Origin of the sequence: Microbacterium plantarum, from assembly GCF_035231185.1 — a bacterium.
Taxonomy (GTDB): domain Bacteria; phylum Actinomycetota; class Actinomycetes; order Actinomycetales; family Microbacteriaceae; genus Microbacterium; species Microbacterium plantarum.
In genome coordinates this window covers 988703-1004095 of record NZ_CP141117.1, presented here as the reverse complement: position 1 = coordinate 1004095, position 15393 = coordinate 988703, and the positions used below count along the sequence as shown (strand labels likewise).

The 15393-nt window shown below is 69.5% G+C and carries 16 protein-coding genes; 7 read left to right on the top strand and 9 right to left on the bottom strand.

What is annotated here, in order from left to right:
* Positions 1–3 precede the first annotated feature (3 nt).
* The gene (thyX, locus tag VC184_RS04745) at positions 4–756 is read right to left on the bottom strand and encodes an FAD-dependent thymidylate synthase (RefSeq protein ID WP_112613737.1); all 753 of its coding nucleotides are present in this window, start codon (positions 754–756) and stop codon (positions 4–6) included.
* A gap of 74 nt (positions 757–830) precedes the next feature.
* Here thyX and VC184_RS04740 point away from each other — a divergent pair, with 74 nt between their 5' ends.
* From VC184_RS04740 to VC184_RS04730, 3 genes are all read left to right on the top strand, one after another.
* Positions 831–1265 carry a TlpA family protein disulfide reductase gene (locus VC184_RS04740; protein WP_181574138.1) on the top strand — a complete coding sequence of 145 codons (435 nt, stop codon included), beginning with the start codon at positions 831–833 and terminating at the stop codon, positions 1263–1265.
* Positions 1266–1386: 121 nt separating this feature from the next.
* On the top strand, positions 1387–1812 hold the full coding sequence (locus tag VC184_RS04735; protein ID WP_023951786.1) for an OsmC family peroxiredoxin: 426 nt from the start codon (positions 1387–1389) through the stop codon (positions 1810–1812).
* Entirely contained in the window at positions 1805–2719 is a 915-nt protein-coding gene (locus tag VC184_RS04730; RefSeq protein ID WP_323987428.1) for a TIGR01777 family oxidoreductase, read from the top strand. Before VC184_RS04735 ends, VC184_RS04730 begins: the two co-directional genes overlap by 8 nt.
* 1 nt (position 2720) lies before the next feature.
* Here the strand turns inward: VC184_RS04730 and VC184_RS04725 are convergent, their stop codons facing one another.
* The 7 genes from VC184_RS04725 to VC184_RS04695 all read right to left on the bottom strand — a co-directional run bounded on the left by VC184_RS04725 (position 2721) and on the right by VC184_RS04695 (position 9657).
* Positions 2721–3170 carry a tetratricopeptide repeat protein gene (locus VC184_RS04725; RefSeq protein ID WP_274177542.1) on the bottom strand — a complete coding sequence of 150 codons (450 nt, stop codon included), beginning with the start codon at positions 3168–3170 and terminating at the stop codon, positions 2721–2723.
* The gene (dapB, locus tag VC184_RS04720; protein ID WP_282502279.1) at positions 3167–3982 is read right to left on the bottom strand and encodes a 4-hydroxy-tetrahydrodipicolinate reductase; all 816 of its coding nucleotides are present in this window, start codon (positions 3980–3982) and stop codon (positions 3167–3169) included. Before dapB ends, VC184_RS04725 begins: the two co-directional genes overlap by 4 nt.
* Before the next feature lie 10 nt (positions 3983–3992).
* The gene (locus VC184_RS04715; RefSeq protein ID WP_112615043.1) at positions 3993–4814 is read right to left on the bottom strand and encodes a sulfite exporter TauE/SafE family protein; all 822 of its coding nucleotides are present in this window, start codon (positions 4812–4814) and stop codon (positions 3993–3995) included.
* Between the two features lie 64 nt (positions 4815–4878).
* Positions 4879–5466: a GrpB family protein gene (locus VC184_RS04710; protein WP_323987427.1), complete on the bottom strand. Its 588-nt coding sequence runs from the start codon at positions 5464–5466 to the stop codon at positions 4879–4881.
* Positions 5467–5470: 4 nt separating this feature from the next.
* Positions 5471–6070 (bottom strand): histidine phosphatase family protein, encoded by a 600-nt coding sequence (locus VC184_RS04705; RefSeq protein WP_112613727.1) that lies wholly within the window; start codon positions 6068–6070, stop codon positions 5471–5473.
* Between the two features lie 85 nt (positions 6071–6155).
* Positions 6156–7178 carry an aldo/keto reductase gene (locus VC184_RS04700; RefSeq protein WP_112613725.1) on the bottom strand — a complete coding sequence of 341 codons (1023 nt, stop codon included), beginning with the start codon at positions 7176–7178 and terminating at the stop codon, positions 6156–6158.
* A 199-nt stretch (positions 7179–7377) separates the two neighbouring features.
* Positions 7378–9657, bottom strand: coding sequence for a polyribonucleotide nucleotidyltransferase (locus VC184_RS04695; RefSeq protein WP_274177540.1), 2280 nt, complete (start codon positions 9655–9657; stop codon positions 7378–7380).
* Positions 9658–9946: 289 nt separating this feature from the next.
* Here VC184_RS04695 and VC184_RS04690 point away from each other — a divergent pair, with 289 nt between their 5' ends.
* Both VC184_RS04690 and VC184_RS04685 read left to right on the top strand, forming a co-directional pair.
* Positions 9947–10129 (top strand): DUF5302 domain-containing protein, encoded by a 183-nt coding sequence (locus tag VC184_RS04690; RefSeq protein ID WP_036304634.1) that lies wholly within the window; start codon positions 9947–9949, stop codon positions 10127–10129.
* Between the two features lie 128 nt (positions 10130–10257).
* The gene (locus tag VC184_RS04685) at positions 10258–11709 is read left to right on the top strand and encodes an HNH endonuclease signature motif containing protein (RefSeq protein WP_407667130.1); all 1452 of its coding nucleotides are present in this window, start codon (positions 10258–10260) and stop codon (positions 11707–11709) included.
* Positions 11710–11844: 135 nt separating this feature from the next.
* On the opposite strand, the gene VC184_RS04680 is transcribed toward VC184_RS04685, so the two are convergent.
* Positions 11845–13293: a cation:dicarboxylate symporter family transporter gene (locus VC184_RS04680; RefSeq protein WP_112613717.1), complete on the bottom strand. Its 1449-nt coding sequence runs from the start codon at positions 13291–13293 to the stop codon at positions 11845–11847.
* Between the two features lie 117 nt (positions 13294–13410).
* Here VC184_RS04680 and VC184_RS04675 point away from each other — a divergent pair, with 117 nt between their 5' ends.
* Positions 13411–14712, top strand: coding sequence for a sensor histidine kinase (locus VC184_RS04675; RefSeq protein ID WP_323987426.1), 1302 nt, complete (start codon positions 13411–13413; stop codon positions 14710–14712).
* Positions 14709–15389: a response regulator gene (locus tag VC184_RS04670; RefSeq protein ID WP_282502275.1), complete on the top strand. Its 681-nt coding sequence runs from the start codon at positions 14709–14711 to the stop codon at positions 15387–15389. Before VC184_RS04675 ends, VC184_RS04670 begins: the two co-directional genes overlap by 4 nt.
* Positions 15390–15393: the final 4 nt, after the last annotated feature.

Below are 15393 nucleotides of genomic sequence, written 5' to 3'. Positions count from 1 at the left end.
CCGTCAGGGAGCGACGCGGCCGTTGGCGTTGAATGCCGCATGCGTGAGCGGCATGAGCTCGCGCCAGAAGGTCTCCATCTTCTCGGCGCACATCTCGATCTCGCGCTGCGGGAACGACGGGAAATGCGTTCCCTCGACCTTGGTCCGCAGCGACAGGAAGTTCATCAGCGAACGGGCGTTGACCGTCACGTACATCGACGAGTAGATGTTCAGCGGCAGCACGATGCGTGCGACCTCGCGGGCGACGCCGGCATCCAGCATCCGCCGGTAGGCCTCGTACGCCTGGATCGACGCCTGGCGCGTGCTCTCGTCGACGACGGCGAACTGCTCGTCGGTGCCGGGCAGGAACTCGTACGCGCCCGGCTTGCCGACCTGGTTGAGATTGCGCTCCCGGGCGGGGACGTAGAACACCGGGCGCAGCTCGCGGTAGCGGCCGGACTCCTCGTTGTACGAGGCCATGCGGTGCCGCATGAACTCGCGGAACACGAAGATGGGCGCCTGCACGTAGAAGGTCATCGAGTTGTGTTCGAAGGGCGAGCCGTGGCGGTCGCGCATGAGGTAGTTGATGAGGCCGCGATCGCGACCGGAGGCCTCGGTGCCGGCGGCCGCGGCATCCAGGGTCTGCTCCCCCTGCGTCGACACGCGAGCCGCGAACAGGACGTCCGAGTCGGCGGCACTCGAGCGGATGAGCTCGACCGTCACATCGCTGCGGAACTCGATCTCGGGGCTGGTCGGGGTCTGCTCGGCGTCGCTCACACTCTCAGATTACCCCCGGCGCCCGAGTGCTTCCGGCTCCCCCCGAAGGTCTACTCTGGGCTGTTGTGGAACTCATGGCGGTGGCGGTCGTCCTGGCCTGTCTGTTAGCGGTAACAGGCGGGATCGGAGTCTTCCTGCGGTGGCGCGCCTCACGGCCCTATCCCATCCCGCGTTTTGATGTCGTCGACCCGCGTCGACTCGGCGCCGACCCCGATGCCCTCGGTCGAACGGCGACGCTCCTGCAATTCAGCAGGGAGACCTGCCACCGGTGCCCCGCGGTGCATCGCACGCTCTCGGAGATGGCCCGGGAGACCGACGACGTCGTCCACCTCGACATCGACGTGACCGACCGCCCCGACATCGCGCGTCGATTCCAGATCGCGCAGACGCCCACCACGCTCGTCCTCGACGGACGGGGGGTCGTGCGGACCAGATTCGGCGGCGCACCGCGACGGGATGTCGTGCACCTCGAGATCCTGCGACTGCGGGCCGACTCCGCCTCGGTCTGAGCCCGCCGACGGACCCTGTCAAGACGTTCCGACGGGCGGCCGACCGACTTAGGCTCGACGCGAGCGCACACCGCGCCGTCTCGATACGGCACCCGAGGTGCCATCTGCGAACAGGAGAGTCATGAGCGTCACGAGCGAAGCAACCACCAGCTGGAAGGGCAGCCTCACGGAGGGGTCGGGACAGATCGCCCTCGAGAGCTCGAACCAGGGCCCGTTCGAGGTCAACTGGAAGGCGCGCAGCGAAGGCTCCAGCGCGGTGACCACCCCCGAGGAGCTGATCGCCGCCGCCCACTCCTCCTGCTTCTCGATGGCTCTCTCCCACGCTCTGGCCGAGAACGGCACGCCGCCCGAGTCCGTTGAGACGACGGCATCGGTCACCTTCATCCCGGGCACCGGCATCACCGGCTCGCACCTGAACGTCAACGCCGTGGTCCCGGGCCTGTCGGCCGAGGACTTCGACCGGCTGGCCCAGGAGGCCAAGAGCGGATGCCCCGTCTCAGCCGCCCTCGCGGGCATCGAGATCACCCTCGAGGCGACGCTTGGCTGATCAGGGCTCGGCGGGCCGTGTCGTCGTCGCGGGTGCGTCCGGTCTGATCGGACGCGCCCTCGTCGACGCGCTGCGCGGTGACGGGATCGAGGTCACGCGTCTCGTCCGCCGCTCCCCTGTCGCCGCCGACGAGGTTCAATGGTTCCCCGGAGAGCGCCCGCTCGACCCCGCGGTGCTCGACGGGGCCCGCGCCGTGGTGGGGCTCAACGGCGCGAGCATCGGTCGCTTCCCGTGGACCCGTTCGTACAAGCACGAGCTCGTGTGGTCGCGGCTGCTCCCGACCGAGACGCTCGCAACAGCCGTCCGCGCGCTCGGATCGGATGCGCCGGTGTTCTTGTCGTCATCGGCCGTCGGCTACTACCCGACCCGGCCCGGCGTCCGCATGACCGAGACCGCGCCGCGCGGCGACTCGTTCCTCGCCGATCTGTGCGGGGAGTGGGAGGCGGCTGCACTGACCGCTCGTGAGCACGCGCGCGTGGTCCTCCTGCGGACGGCGCCGGTCGTGCATCCCGAAGGCGTGCTGAAGCCGCTCATGCTGCTGACCCGAGCGGGTCTGTCGGGACCGATCGGTCGAGGCACGCAGGTATGGCCCTGGATCTCGCTCGTCGACGAGGTCTCAGCCATCCGTCACCTCATCGACGCCGACGTCGCCGGTCCGGTCAACCTCACCGGGCCGACGCGCGCGACGGCCAACGACCTGGGCTTCGCTCTGGCCATGAGGATGAACCGCCCATACCTGGTCCGCGCTCCCGAGTGGGGGCTCCGCCTCGTCCTCAGACGCGATGCGACCGAGGCGCTGCTGACCAACGACACCGACGTGGCTCCGGCGGTCCTGCAGAAGTCGGGCTTCGTCTTCACGCACGAGCGCGTGGAGGACGCCATCCGCGCCGTCGTCCCGCCGCGCTGAATCAGGCGTTCCGCTCGGCTCGCTCGAGGGCGATCGCCGTGCGGACCGCCTGTCGTGCGCGCCGGCGGTCGCCGGCGCCGTCGTAGGCGAGGCCCAGCCGGAACCACGCTCGCCAGTCCTCGGGCGCCTGCTCGACCGCTTCTCGGTAGCGCGGGAAGAGGGCGTCGGCCTCGGCGCGGTCCGGTCGGCCGCTCGGAGCGAGATCGATGGTCTCCACGGGAAGCGCCGCCTCCTGCTCGAGCCGCTTGCCGAGCCGCGACGCGCTCGCGCCGAACGCCAGCTCGCGCCATAGCGCCCATGCGGCGATGACCGGAAGGACGATCAGCGCGACGCCCATCGCGATGCCCACGGGCTCGCCGGACATCACGAGAAGCACGGCGCGTTGGGCGACGAAGAAGATGTAGATGGCGAGCAGTGCCGCCATGATCAACGCCAGGATGCGGGCGCTCATGCTCCGGTGGCTCGCGCGACCTGACCCGGGACGTCGCCCTCGTCGGTCGGCGCGTTCTCGTTCGTCGCGGCGGGCGGCCGGATCCCGATGTCGATGAAGCTGTCGAGCCCGACGGTGATGCCGCGCGCGTCTCGGGCGGCGTCGAGCGCGATTCGGATGCCGGGCTCATAGGCTCGCGCGGGCTCGATCGTGTCGTGCACGATCGATAAGGCCTCGCCCGGGCCCGAGAGGATCGTCTCCTGGCGGGCGATGACGCCGGGCCGGCGCAGCGAATGGATCGGGACGCTGGCGACCTTCTGTCCGCGGGCGCGCTGGTCCGCGTGGGGCGACTCGACCGGACCGACGCCGGTGCGGGCAGCGGCGATGAGCTCGGCCGTGCGGACTGCGGTGCCGCTCGGAGAGTCGACCTTGGTGTCGCGGTGCGCCTCGATGATCTCGATCGAGGGGAAGAGCGAGGCGGCTGCAGCGGCGAGGGCGCTGCCGACGACCGAGCCGAGCGAGAAGTTGGGGATGAAGACGACTCCGACGCCCGCAGCATCCGCAGCGGGGCGGATCTGCGCGATCCGCTCCTGCGACCAGCCCGACGTGCCGACGAGCACATTGAGGCCGCGCTGGATGGCTGCACGCACGACATCCGTCGACACGGCCGGGGTCGAGGCGTCGACGACGAGGTCGGCGCCGTCGAGCTCGTCGAGGCTGCTGCGGCTCGTCAGGACCGCCGAGATCTCGAAGCCCTCCGACGCCTCGATGACGTCTCGGATGATGCCGCCGAGCTTTCCGGTGCCGCCCACGAGGGCCACGCGCGTGGTCATGACCACCAGCCTACGCGGGCGCGAACTGCATGAACGTGTCCCAAGCGAGCTTCACGACGAGGATCGACAGCACGACGAGGAACACGATCCGCACGAAGCCGCTGCCGTTCTTCGTCGCCATGCGCGCGCCGATGAACCCGCCCGTCATGTTCGCCGCCGCCATGACGACGGCGAGCAGCAGGAGGATCTCGCCGTGCACCCCGTAGACGAGGAGCGCTGCGAGATTCGTGGTGAGATTGGCGATCTTGGCGTTGACGCTCGCCTGGAGGAAGCCGTATCCGAGCACGGCGACGAGCAGGATGACGAAGAACGAACCGGTGCCGGGACCGAGGATGCCGTCGTAGAAGCCGACGACGATTCCGATGAGCGCCGAGCGCCACACGATGGCCGCACGCGACTCGTGGCGCGGCTCGTGGTTCAAGCCCATCTTGGGTTTCAGCAGCGTGTAGATCGCGACCGCCACGACCGCGACCAGCACGATCGGCGTCAGCAGTTCCCGCGGGACGTAGCGCGACAGCGCGGCGCCCACGGCCGACCCCCCGAATGCGCCGGCCACAAGCGGCACGAGGAGGACCAGTTGCACGCGGATGCGGCGCAGATAGACCCAGCTGGCCGAGAGCGTGCCCGCGAAGGACGACAGCTTGTTCGTCCCGAGGATGAAGGGCGTCGCGACATCCTTGGGCACGCCGATGACGAGGGCGGGGAGCTGGATCAGCCCTCCCCCGCCGACGACCGCGTCGACCCAGCCGGCCACCCCGGCCGCGACGATGAGGAAGATCAGCGCGGAGACGGAGACGGGAAGCCAGTCGGCGAGCAGAGGACCATCGAGCACCGATCGATTCTCCGGTTCGGTGTGCGCCGCGTCCAATCGGCAGGAGCCGGGCTCGCGCCGCGGATCAGCCGTGCATGTCGCTGAAGAACGCCGTCTTCGCTCGGGTGTAGTCGTCGTAATCGGCCTTGCCCGCGTTCGCAGCCGACAGTCGGCGCTTGAGGTCCTGATAGTGAGCGCTGAGCACGGGGTCGGCACAGAGGGCGTCGCGGAATCGCACCGTCTCGCGCGCCCATGGCGAATCGGAGCGGCGCACGTGCAGGATCACGTCGGCGCCGCGCGCGACGAACAGCCGCTTCTCCCAGACCTCATCGGGAACGTCCTCGGCACCACGCGGGATGTCGCGGCTGACACCGGGAGAATCAGGCCGAGACCCCCACTCGCGACGGAAGCCCACAGGTCCCAGTCGCGCGCTGAGCTCGTCCTCGGCCGGCAGGGGAAGGATGCTGACCTGGAGATCGATGATCGGCTTGGCGTCGAGTCCCGGTACCGCGGTCGACCCGATGTGGTCGAAGCGGGCGGCGTCGACTCCCGGCAGCCCGACGAGAGCGTTGTGGACGCGATCGAGGATCGCCCGCGCCTCGACGGCCCACGCGGGATCATGCGGCTGAAGCTGCGCGGGGTTACGGGGCTCTTCGGCGGGCGCCTCGGCCATCGGCTCAGACGGGAAGGATGTCGGGAAGGCCGGTGCGCAGCTCGACAGGGAGGTGCGAGAGGTCGTTGTGCGAGACCATCGTCCAGGGGCGGCCGGGGCGCTGCGCGAGCACGGTCAGCCCGCAGTGAGCCTGGTTGATCGTCAACCACCGCCAGTCGGGCGCCTGCAGCACCTCGCGCACGAACCAGGCGATGACGAAGTTGTGGGTGATCAGCAGTTCGTGGGCGTCGGGCTTGCGAGCGAGGAACTCCCCCACCGCATCCGCCATCTGCGCTGCGCCCGCCTCGGTCTCGGCCTCGGTGTACGACCCGAAGAAGGGCTCGTAGGCGGCGGGCGTATCGGGCGTCATACCGGTCGGGACGCAGTCGAACAGCAGAGACGACGCCTGCGGAGCCAGGGCCGGCAGGCGCTTGGCGACGGCGCGCGCCGTCTCTTGGGCGCGCTCGAGCGGCGAGTGCCAGACGGCGTCGAGGGGAACGCCGGAGATGCGATCGGCCAGCAGCTCGGCTTGACGGCGTCCACGCGGCGAGAGCGGGCCGTCTTCGAGACCGTGCTCGGCGTCCTGATGCTCTCCGTGGCGCACGAGGTAGAGATACTGCGTCACAGAAGCTCGATTCGAAACGATGAACAGGGCGCCATCCACCCTACGTCACCCCTCCGACAGGCGCTCCGCGGGATCACAGATCGGCTCACTCCACGGCGCGCGCGATCTCCGCGAGGTGCGAGCGACCGAGCCGGGCGCCGACACCCTGCACGAGCTGGTCGACGTGCGCGGGCCGGCTCGCATTGACGATCGGCGCCGTGACGACGCGCTGCGCGAGGAGCCAGGAGACCGCGATCGCTGCCGTCGAGACCGACAGCTCCTCCGAGATGCGGTCGAGCGCCTTCAGCGTCCGGGCGCCGCGACGGTTCATCCATGCGGCGAGCTGCGAGCCGCGCACCGATGACGACAGACCGGAACGATCGCGATGGCTCCCGGTGAGGTAGCCGTGCTCGAGAGCCTGCGAGGGCGTCACCGCGAGGCCCTGGGCGCCGGCGATGAGACGCAGGTCACCGTCGAACTCCGACCGGTGCAGCAGGTTGTAGGGAACATCCAGTGCGGCGAAACGCGGGTACCCCGCGGAGGACAGGATGCGGGCCTCGACGAGCTGCATCGCGGTGTATCCGGCCGCTCCCAGCGCTCCGACCTTCCCGCTCTCGACGAGCCATTCCGCCGTCGCGAGAGTGTCTTCGAGCGCCGTGACGCCGTCGGTCGCGGCATCCAGGTACAGCAGGTCGATGCGATCGATGCCCAGCCGGCCGAGCGACGCCTCCACCGACCGTACGAGATTCACCGAGCCGAGCCCAGGATTGTCGGGGTTGCCCCCCACCCGCACCGTGACGACGATGTCGTCGCGGTTTCCCCGACTGGAGAGCCAGCGGCCGATGATGTGCTCGCTGCGACCCGAGGCGTAGCCGTCGGAGGTGTGCAGGGCGTTGCCGCCGCGCTGCACATAAGCGTCGAGGACGGCGTGGCTCGCTGCGAGATCGATGGTCCACCCGAACTCGGAGCCGCCGAGGATGAGGGGGAAGATCCGCTTGCCGGTCTCGGCCAGGTCGACGCGGATGTCGGCGCCCACGGGCTTGCCGTGTACCGGGATCGGGCTGGAGGGATGCACGGCCGCGGCGGGCGCACCAGCGGCTGCGACCTGAGCCACCCGGTCCCCCGACATCACACACCTCCGTCGACACCGAGGAATCGCGGGGCGCGGCTCCTCGGCGCGCACTTCGAGAGTAGGACACCCCGCACCGGTGGGCGCGTATTGTCGCGAACGGGCCGTGAATTCCAGATAACTGTTTCATCACGGCCGCTCTGGGAACGACGGATGCCCGCCCCCGAGACGGGGACGGGCATCCGGGTGATCAGGAGATTCAGCCTTCGGCGGGAGCCTCGGGGCCCTCGCTCGCAGCGGCGGAGCCGTCCTGGTCAGCGGTCTCTTCGAGAACCGGCTCGAGGGAGAGCTTGCCGCGGTCGTCGATCTTCGTGATGCGCACGAGGATCTTCTGGCCGACGCCCAGGACGTCCTCGACGTTCTCCACGCGCTTGCCGCCGGCGAGCTTGCGGACCTCGCTGACGTGCAGCAGTCCGTCCTTGCCGGGCAGGAGCGAGATGAACGCGCCGAACGTCGCGATCTTCACGACGGTGCCCAGGAACTGCTCGCCGACCTCGGGGTTGGTGGGGTTGGCGATCGCGTTCACGCGGGCACGAGCGGCCTCTGCCGAGGGGCCGTCGGTCGCGCCGATGTAGACGGTGCCGTCCTCCTCGATCGAGATGTCGGCGCCGGTCTCGTCCTGGATCGAGTTGATCGTCTTGCCCTTGGGGCCGATCAGCTCACCAATCTTGTCGACCGGGATCTGGACGCTGATGACGCGGGGCGCGGTCGGCGCCATCTCGTCGGGGCTGTCGATCGCGGCGTTGAGGACGCCGAGGATCGTCAGGCGAGCCTCCTTGGCCTGGGTCAGCGCGGCCGAGAGCACCGACGACGGGATGCCGTCGAGCTTCGTGTCGAGCTGGATCGCCGTGACGAACTCGCTCGTGCCGGCGACCTTGAAGTCCATGTCGCCGAGGGCGTCCTCGGCGCCGAGGATGTCGGTCAGCGCCGCGTAGCGGGTCTCGCCGTCGACCTGGTCGGAGACGAGGCCCATCGCGATACCGGCGACCGGGGCGCGCAGCGGCACACCGGCGTTCAGCAGCGACAGGGTCGAGGCGCACACCGAGCCCATCGAGGTCGAGCCGTTCGACCCGAGGGCCTCGGAGACCTGACGGATCGCGTACGGGAACTCCTCGCGGCTGGGCAGCACCGGCACGAGCGCGCGCTCGGCGAGGAAGCCGTGCCCGATCTCGCGACGCTTCGGGCTGCCGACGCGGCCGGTCTCACCGGTCGAGTAGGGCGGGAAGTTGTAGTGGTGCAGGTAGCGCTTGCTCGTCGTGGGCGACAGCGAGTCGATCTGCTGCTCCATCTTCAGCATGTTCAGCGTGGTGACGCCCAGGATCTGGGTCTCACCGCGCTGGAAGATCGCCGAGCCGTGGACGCGCGGGATGACCTGCACCTCGGCGTCGAGCGGACGGATGTCGGCCAGGCCGCGACCGTCGATGCGGACGCCCTCGCTGAGGATCCGGCCGCGGACGATCTTCTTGGTGACCGACTTGTAGGCGGCGGAGAACTCCGCGAGCGCGGACGCCGGGAGCTGCTCGGCCTCGACGGCAGCGGCGACCTCACCCTTGACGCGGTCCTTGATCGCGTCGTCGGCGTTCTGGCGCTCCTGCTTGTCGGCGATCTGGTAGACGCTCGTCAGCTCGCCGTAGGCGCGCTCGGCGACGAAGTCGTAGACCTCGGGGGCGTACGGCGGGAAGACGGGGTAGACGCCCGGCTCACGCGACGCGGATGCCGCCATCGACGCCTGCGCGTCGACGAGCTGCTTGATGAAGGGCTTCGCGGCCTCGAGGCCCTGTGCGACGACCTCTTCGCTCGGCTTGACGGCGCCGCCCTTGATGAGGTTCCAGCTGCCCTCGGTTGCCTCGGCCTCGACCATCATGATGGCCACTTCGCCGTCGGGGAGCACCCGGCCGGCGACGGTGAGGTCGAAGACGGCCTCTTCGACGACCTTCTGGTTCGGGAAGACGACCCACTGGTCCTCGTGCTCGCCGTGACCGGGGACGAGCGCCAGGCGCACGCCGGCGATCGGGCCGGAGAACGGCAGACCCGAGATCTGGGTCGACGCGGAGGCCGCGTTGATCGCGAGGGCGTCGTAGTACTCGCCGGGTGCGATCGAGAGGACCGTGATGACGATCTGGACCTCGTTGCGCAGGCCGTCGACGAACGACGGGCGCAGCGGGCGGTCGATCAGACGGCAGACGAGGATCGCCTCGGTCGAGGGGCGTCCCTCGCGGCGGAAGAACGAGCCGGGAATCTTGCCGGCGGCGTACGAGCGCTCTTCGACGTCGACGGTGAGCGGGAAGAAGTCGAAGCCTTCGCGCGGGTGCTTGCCGGCGCTGGTGGCCGAGAGGAGCATCGTCTCCTCATCGAGGTAGGCGGCAACGGCGCCCTGCGCCTGCTGTGCCAGGCGTCCGGTCTCGAACCGGACGGTGCGGGTGCCGAAGCGGCCGTTGTCGAGGACGGCTTCGGCTGCGGTGATTTCTGGACCTTCCAAGAGGTCCCTCCTTCTTTGTTTAGACTCGCACGCGCGTTTCGCGCACGAGATCGTGCGAAGGAGCGGGGCAGATATGGGCGCGCGGACGAAACCGCGAGAACCGCCTGCGCTGGTCACCAGTCGAAGATCACCATCTCCGCGATCGGCATTCGATCGGGATGGGAACCCACCACAGGGGACCAGCTTCCTGCCGGATCCGCTCCATGAGCTCAGTGTTGAATTGAGCGGGTGCCGGACGGCAACCTGCCCCAGCCTACCAGCGAGACCCTCGCCTGCGTATCGTGGCCTCATGAGCGAAGCAGACAAGCCCGCGGGCGCGGCATCCGACGATGTGAAGCGCAAGTTCCGCGAGGCGCTCGAAAAGAAGAACGCCCAGCACCGCACCGGAGAGGCACACCTCGACGGCGATTCGTCGGTGCACGCGTCGCACGGTGCCATGACGAAGCGGGAGTTCCGCCGCAAGAGCGGGTGACGCCGAACGGCCGCCCGCGAACGGGGCTCGGATGCTGACGCGTCCGGGCCCCGCCTGTATTTCTCGGGCGCTTCGGGGTGTGTGCAGAGTGGCGGGGCGATGTCGGAGGTTCGTGACAGTATTCGAACATGCATTCGAACGACGGGATCGGTAGCCGGGCAGGCTGCGGGATGGGCAGCGACGGCGACGTCGACGTCCTCGCTCAGCTGGTCGCGGATGCCGAGGGCGTTTCGGATGCCGCGCGAGCCGTGCAGATTCGTGAGGTTCGGGTGCTCGCGGCGGCTGGGCTGCTGGCCGAGAAGCAGGCCGCTGGGGCGTCGGAGAAGGTCAAGGCGCGCGAGATGGCGTTGCGGGGCATCGCCGCGGAACTTGCCGGAGTGTTCGTCACGACCGACCGCACTTTGCAACGGCGGATCGACGAGGCGCGCGATCTGGTTGAGAACTACCCGGTGACGATGGCGGCCTGGGAAGCCGGGCGCATCGTCCGCGGGCATGTCCGGGTGATTCAGGAGACGGGATGCCTCGTGCCCGCAGAGGGCCGGGCGGAGTTCGAGCGGGTCGCGATCGAGCGGTGCGAGGGCGAGAGGCCCAACCGGGTGCTGGAGACATTGCGGATGCTGGCGGAGCAGATGCACCCGCGGTCGTTCACCGAGCGGCACGAGGAGGCCGCGGCGGGGCGGTGCGTGCGAGTGCAGGTCGGGGCGGATGGGATGTCGGACCTGATCGCGACCTTGCCGACCGTGATCGCCGACGGGATCGTGGACCGGCTCACGCGGCAGGCGCGGGAGATCATCAACGCGCGGGCCCAGGCTGACGGGGCGGGTGGCGGCGCTGACGCTCGAGCCGACGCCCCTGACGCTCGAGCCGAGGCGCCTGGCGTTCGAGCCGACGCGAACGGCGGCTCACCCGGCGCCGACACGACGATTCGCGACGGGTCGTCGTTCGTCGACGATGCCCGCACGATCGATCAGGTCCGCGCCGACGTGTTCAGCGACCTCCTCCTGACTGGATCGCCGGCGCTCGACCCGACTGGCACCGGTGACGGCGACGGAACGCTCGGGGCGATCCGGGCACACGTGCAAGTCGCCGTGTCCGCACTGACGCTCATGGGACAGGACGAGGGCCCGGCTGATCTGGCCGGCCGCTCCCCCATCGATGCCGCCACAGCACGGGAACTGGCCGGCAACGCCACTTCGTGGGATCGGTTGCTGACCCACCCGGTCACCGGGACCGTGCTGGAATGCGATGCATACCGGCCCACCGCTGCGATGGTACGGCTGCTGCGGGCGAGGGACCGGCACTGCCGGTTCCCCGGATGCCGACAACCAGCCATCCGGTGCGAGTTGGACCATACGATCGCCGCATCCGACGGCGGGCCAACTCATGTGTGCAACTTGGCGAACCTCTGCAAGAGACACCACGACGTCAAACACCACACCCGATGGCACGTCCGACAACTCGCGGGCGGGCGGCTCGTGTGGACATCACCCACCGGACGGGTCTACCGCGAAGACGCACCACCGCCGCTCGTCGCCTTCACGACCACGGCTCCACCCGGCCCCGGGGCCCCGCCATTCTGAGCGGTCGCGTTCCACCTTCTCCTCGCGGGGCCCGCCGCCCTGCGCGCCGACGAGCCGGTTTCGCCTGCCGTCGAGAATGCCGGTGTCCACGGCATCCGATTTCTCGGATCCGCGGCCACCGGAGATCGGGAACTGTCAGCGCGTCGCGGCCTCGCGGCGGAGGCGAGCGCGCTCCTCCTTCGCCGCGGCCTCCTCGAGGGCGGCGTCACCGAGTCCCTGCGTGTTGACGGCGCCGGTGTCGTTCGACATCCCGTCGTGACCGTGACCGGTGAGCATCGCCTCGTCGAAGGGGCGCTCGCCGCTGAGCACGGCGCGGGCCTGATCGCGGTCGAACTCGCGGGTCCAGGTTCCGATGAGGATCGTCGCGACCGCGTTCCCGGTGAAGTTGGTCAGCGCGCGACCCTCCGACATGAACCGGTCGATGCCGACGATCACGCCGACGCCGTTGACGAGGTCGGGCCGGTACGCCTGCAGACCGCCGGCGAGGGTCGCGAGGCCGGCGCCGGTGACTCCGGCCGCGCCCTTCGAGGCGATGATCATGAAGACCAGCAGTCCGATCTGCTCGGGGATCGACATCGGAGCGCCCATCCCGGCGGCGATGAACAGCGACGCCATCGTGAGGTAGATGGCCGTCCCATCGAGGTTGAACGAGTATCCCGTGGGGACCGTGATACCCACGACCGGCTTCGAGACGCCGACGTGTTCCATCTTGGCGATCAGGCGGGGCAGCGCGGACTCGCTCGACGAGGTCCCGACGATCAGCAGGTACTCGCGGGCGAGGTACTTCATCAGGCTGAAGATGTTGATCCGCGCCACGGCGTAGAGCAGCGTGCCGAGCACCGCGACGATGAAGACGATGCACGTGATGTAGAACGCGATCATCAGCACACCGAGGCTCACGATGGCGGCGACACCGGTCTTGCCGACCACCGCGGCGATCGCACCGAAGGCGCCGATCGGAGCAAGCCACAGGATCATGCCGAGGATGCGGAAGACCAGCGTCTGCAGGTTCTTCACGGCGCTCATGATCGGGGCGCCCTTCTCGCCGAGTCCCTGCAACGCGAAGCCGACCAACAGCGCGATGAACAGCACCTGGAGCACGCTCTCACCGGTGAACGCCGAGAAGAACGTGGTCGGGATGATGCCGAGCAGGAAGTCGGTCGTCGACTTCGCCTCGGCCGCCGCCCCGGCGTCGTAGACCGCGCTCTGCATGTTGAGCCCCTCACCCGGGTGGATGATGTTGCCCACGATGAGTCCGATCGCCAAGGCGAAGGTCGACATCACCATGAAGTAGAGCAGCGCGAGACCGCCGATGCGCCCGACCGTCGCGGCCTTCGCGATCGAGCCGACCCCCACGACGATCGTGCAGAAGATGATCGGCGCGATCATCATCTTGATGAGGTTGACGAAGCCCTTGCCGAGCGGCTCGAGACCGACGGCGAAGGAAGGCCATACGAGGCCGACGACCGCGCCCAGCACGACCGCCAGGATGACCGAGACGTAGAGCCACGTGTGCTTGTCCCAGGCCTGCTTGCCTTTCCGGGCGTTGTACCCCGGCAGGCGGAAAGATGATGTGAGAGCCATGGTCTCCTCCAGCTGAACAGTCGTTGTCCGATGCCGACGTCTCTGTCGGTGCGCTCTCAGCGTCCGGCTGTTCCGCGCGGACGCCGATTTATGGTCGTATTGGTCACGGCCTGCGACGTGGCAGCACCCGACGACGACGACGAGAGCGAGAGCGGCATGACAACGCGCACCCGCAGCGCCGCTTCGCTCGTGTTCGTCGCGGTCGCGGTGGCCGTGGCGCTCCTCACCCTGGCGATCGCCGGCATCCTCATCGCCGACGGCCAGCGGTCCGCGCGGTCCGAGGCCGAGCGCGTCACCCAGGCCGTCGCGCAGACCGTCGCCGACTCGGCGCAGGTCGCCGACCTCCTCGCCGCCGGCGACCGCGACCTCGCATCCGCGGAGCTGCAGCCCCAGGTCGAACAGGTGATCGTCGATGCCCGCGTCGACTTCGTCACGATCATGGACCCGAGCGGCGTCCGGATCACGCACCGCGACGCCGAGCGGATCGGCGAGCGCTACCTGGGTTCGATCCCCACCACGTCACGCGCGTTGACGGAGGAGTTCACGGGCACCCTCGGCCCCTCGATCCGCACCATCGTGCCCGTGGAGAGCGGCGGCGCCGTCGTCGGGTGGGTCTCTGTCGGCGTGACCATCGGCAGCATCGCGGCGACTCTGGGGCCCCGCATCCTCGTCGTCGTCGGCATCGCGGCCGCGCTCCTGGCGGCTGGTCTCGTCGGAGCCGTCGTCGCGCGTCGGGCGACGCGGCAGGTCACCGGAGACCTGCCCGCCGGCGCCGTCCGCGACGCCGTCTCGTCGTTCGAGTCGCTCCGTACCCTCGGCGAAGCCCTGCGGGCGCAGACTCACGAGCACGGCAACCGTATGCACACCGCCATCGCCCTGCTCGAGCTGGGTCGCACCCCCGAGGCGATCGAGATCCTCGCCGAGACCTCGCGGCAGAGCCAGGTGCTGGTCGACGAGGTCGCCGCCCGCCGCGAGGGCGACCCGACCGTCGGGGCACTGCTGCTCGGCAAGGCCTCGCAGGCCAAGGAACGCGGCATCCGGTGGCGCTCCCGCATCGAGCCCGACGCGCCGCGCTCGGTGCTCTCGCCGGTCGACGCCGTCTCGGTCGTCGGTAATCTCATCGACAATGCGCTCGACGCCGCCGCCGGCGGGCCCGAACCGCGCTGGGTGGAGATCACGATGACGCGCACCGAGGAGGACGAGCTCGAGATCGCCGTCTCCGACTCGGGAAGCGGCGTTCCTCCCGAGCTCCGGCGCCGGATCTTCGAGCACGGCTTCTCCACGAAACCCGCCGGCGCCGAAGGACGTGGTGTGGGTCTCGCCCTCGTCGCAGCGATCGTCGACGACGCCGGCGGTAGCCTCACCCTCGATCACGACCCGACGACGTTCCGCGTCATCCTGCCGAGGAGGGAAACATGATCGGCGTGCTGCTGGTCGACGACGAAGCCCTCACCCTCGACCTCCACCGCCACTACATCGAGCGGCTGGACGGATTCCGGGTCGTCGCCGAGTGCAGCGGCGCACGTGCCGCCCTGCGAGCCCTCCTCGACAGCCCGGCCACGGACGAGATCGACCTCGTGCTGCTGGACATGACGATGCCCGACGGATCGGGACTCGACGTCCTGCGCCATGTGCGCGCGCGAGCCCGGGATGTCGACGTCATCGCGATCACCTCGGTGCGGGATGCCGACGTGGTGCGACAGGTCGTCGGCCTCGGCGCGGTGCAATATCTCGTGAAGCCCTTCACCTTCGCCGACTTCCAGGAACGGATGTCGCAGTACGCGCGCTACCGCGAGCGCGCGAGCGAGACCACGGGCGCGGCGACCCAGGCTGAGATCGACGCGATGCTGGGGGCGCTGCGCCCGGTCACGGCGCCCGTCCCCAAGGGGCTCTCTCCCGAGACGCTCGAGCGCGTGTCGAACCGGCTCCGCGAGGCCGGAGCCCTGTCCGCCCGCGAGGCCGCGGAGGCGCTCGGGATGTCGCGCGTCGCGGCGCGACGATACCTCGAGCACCTCGCCGACGCCGGCCGTGCCGAACGGGCCCAGCGCTACGGGGCCCCCGGCCGGCCCGAGGCCGAGTACCGCTGGCGCCCCTGACCGC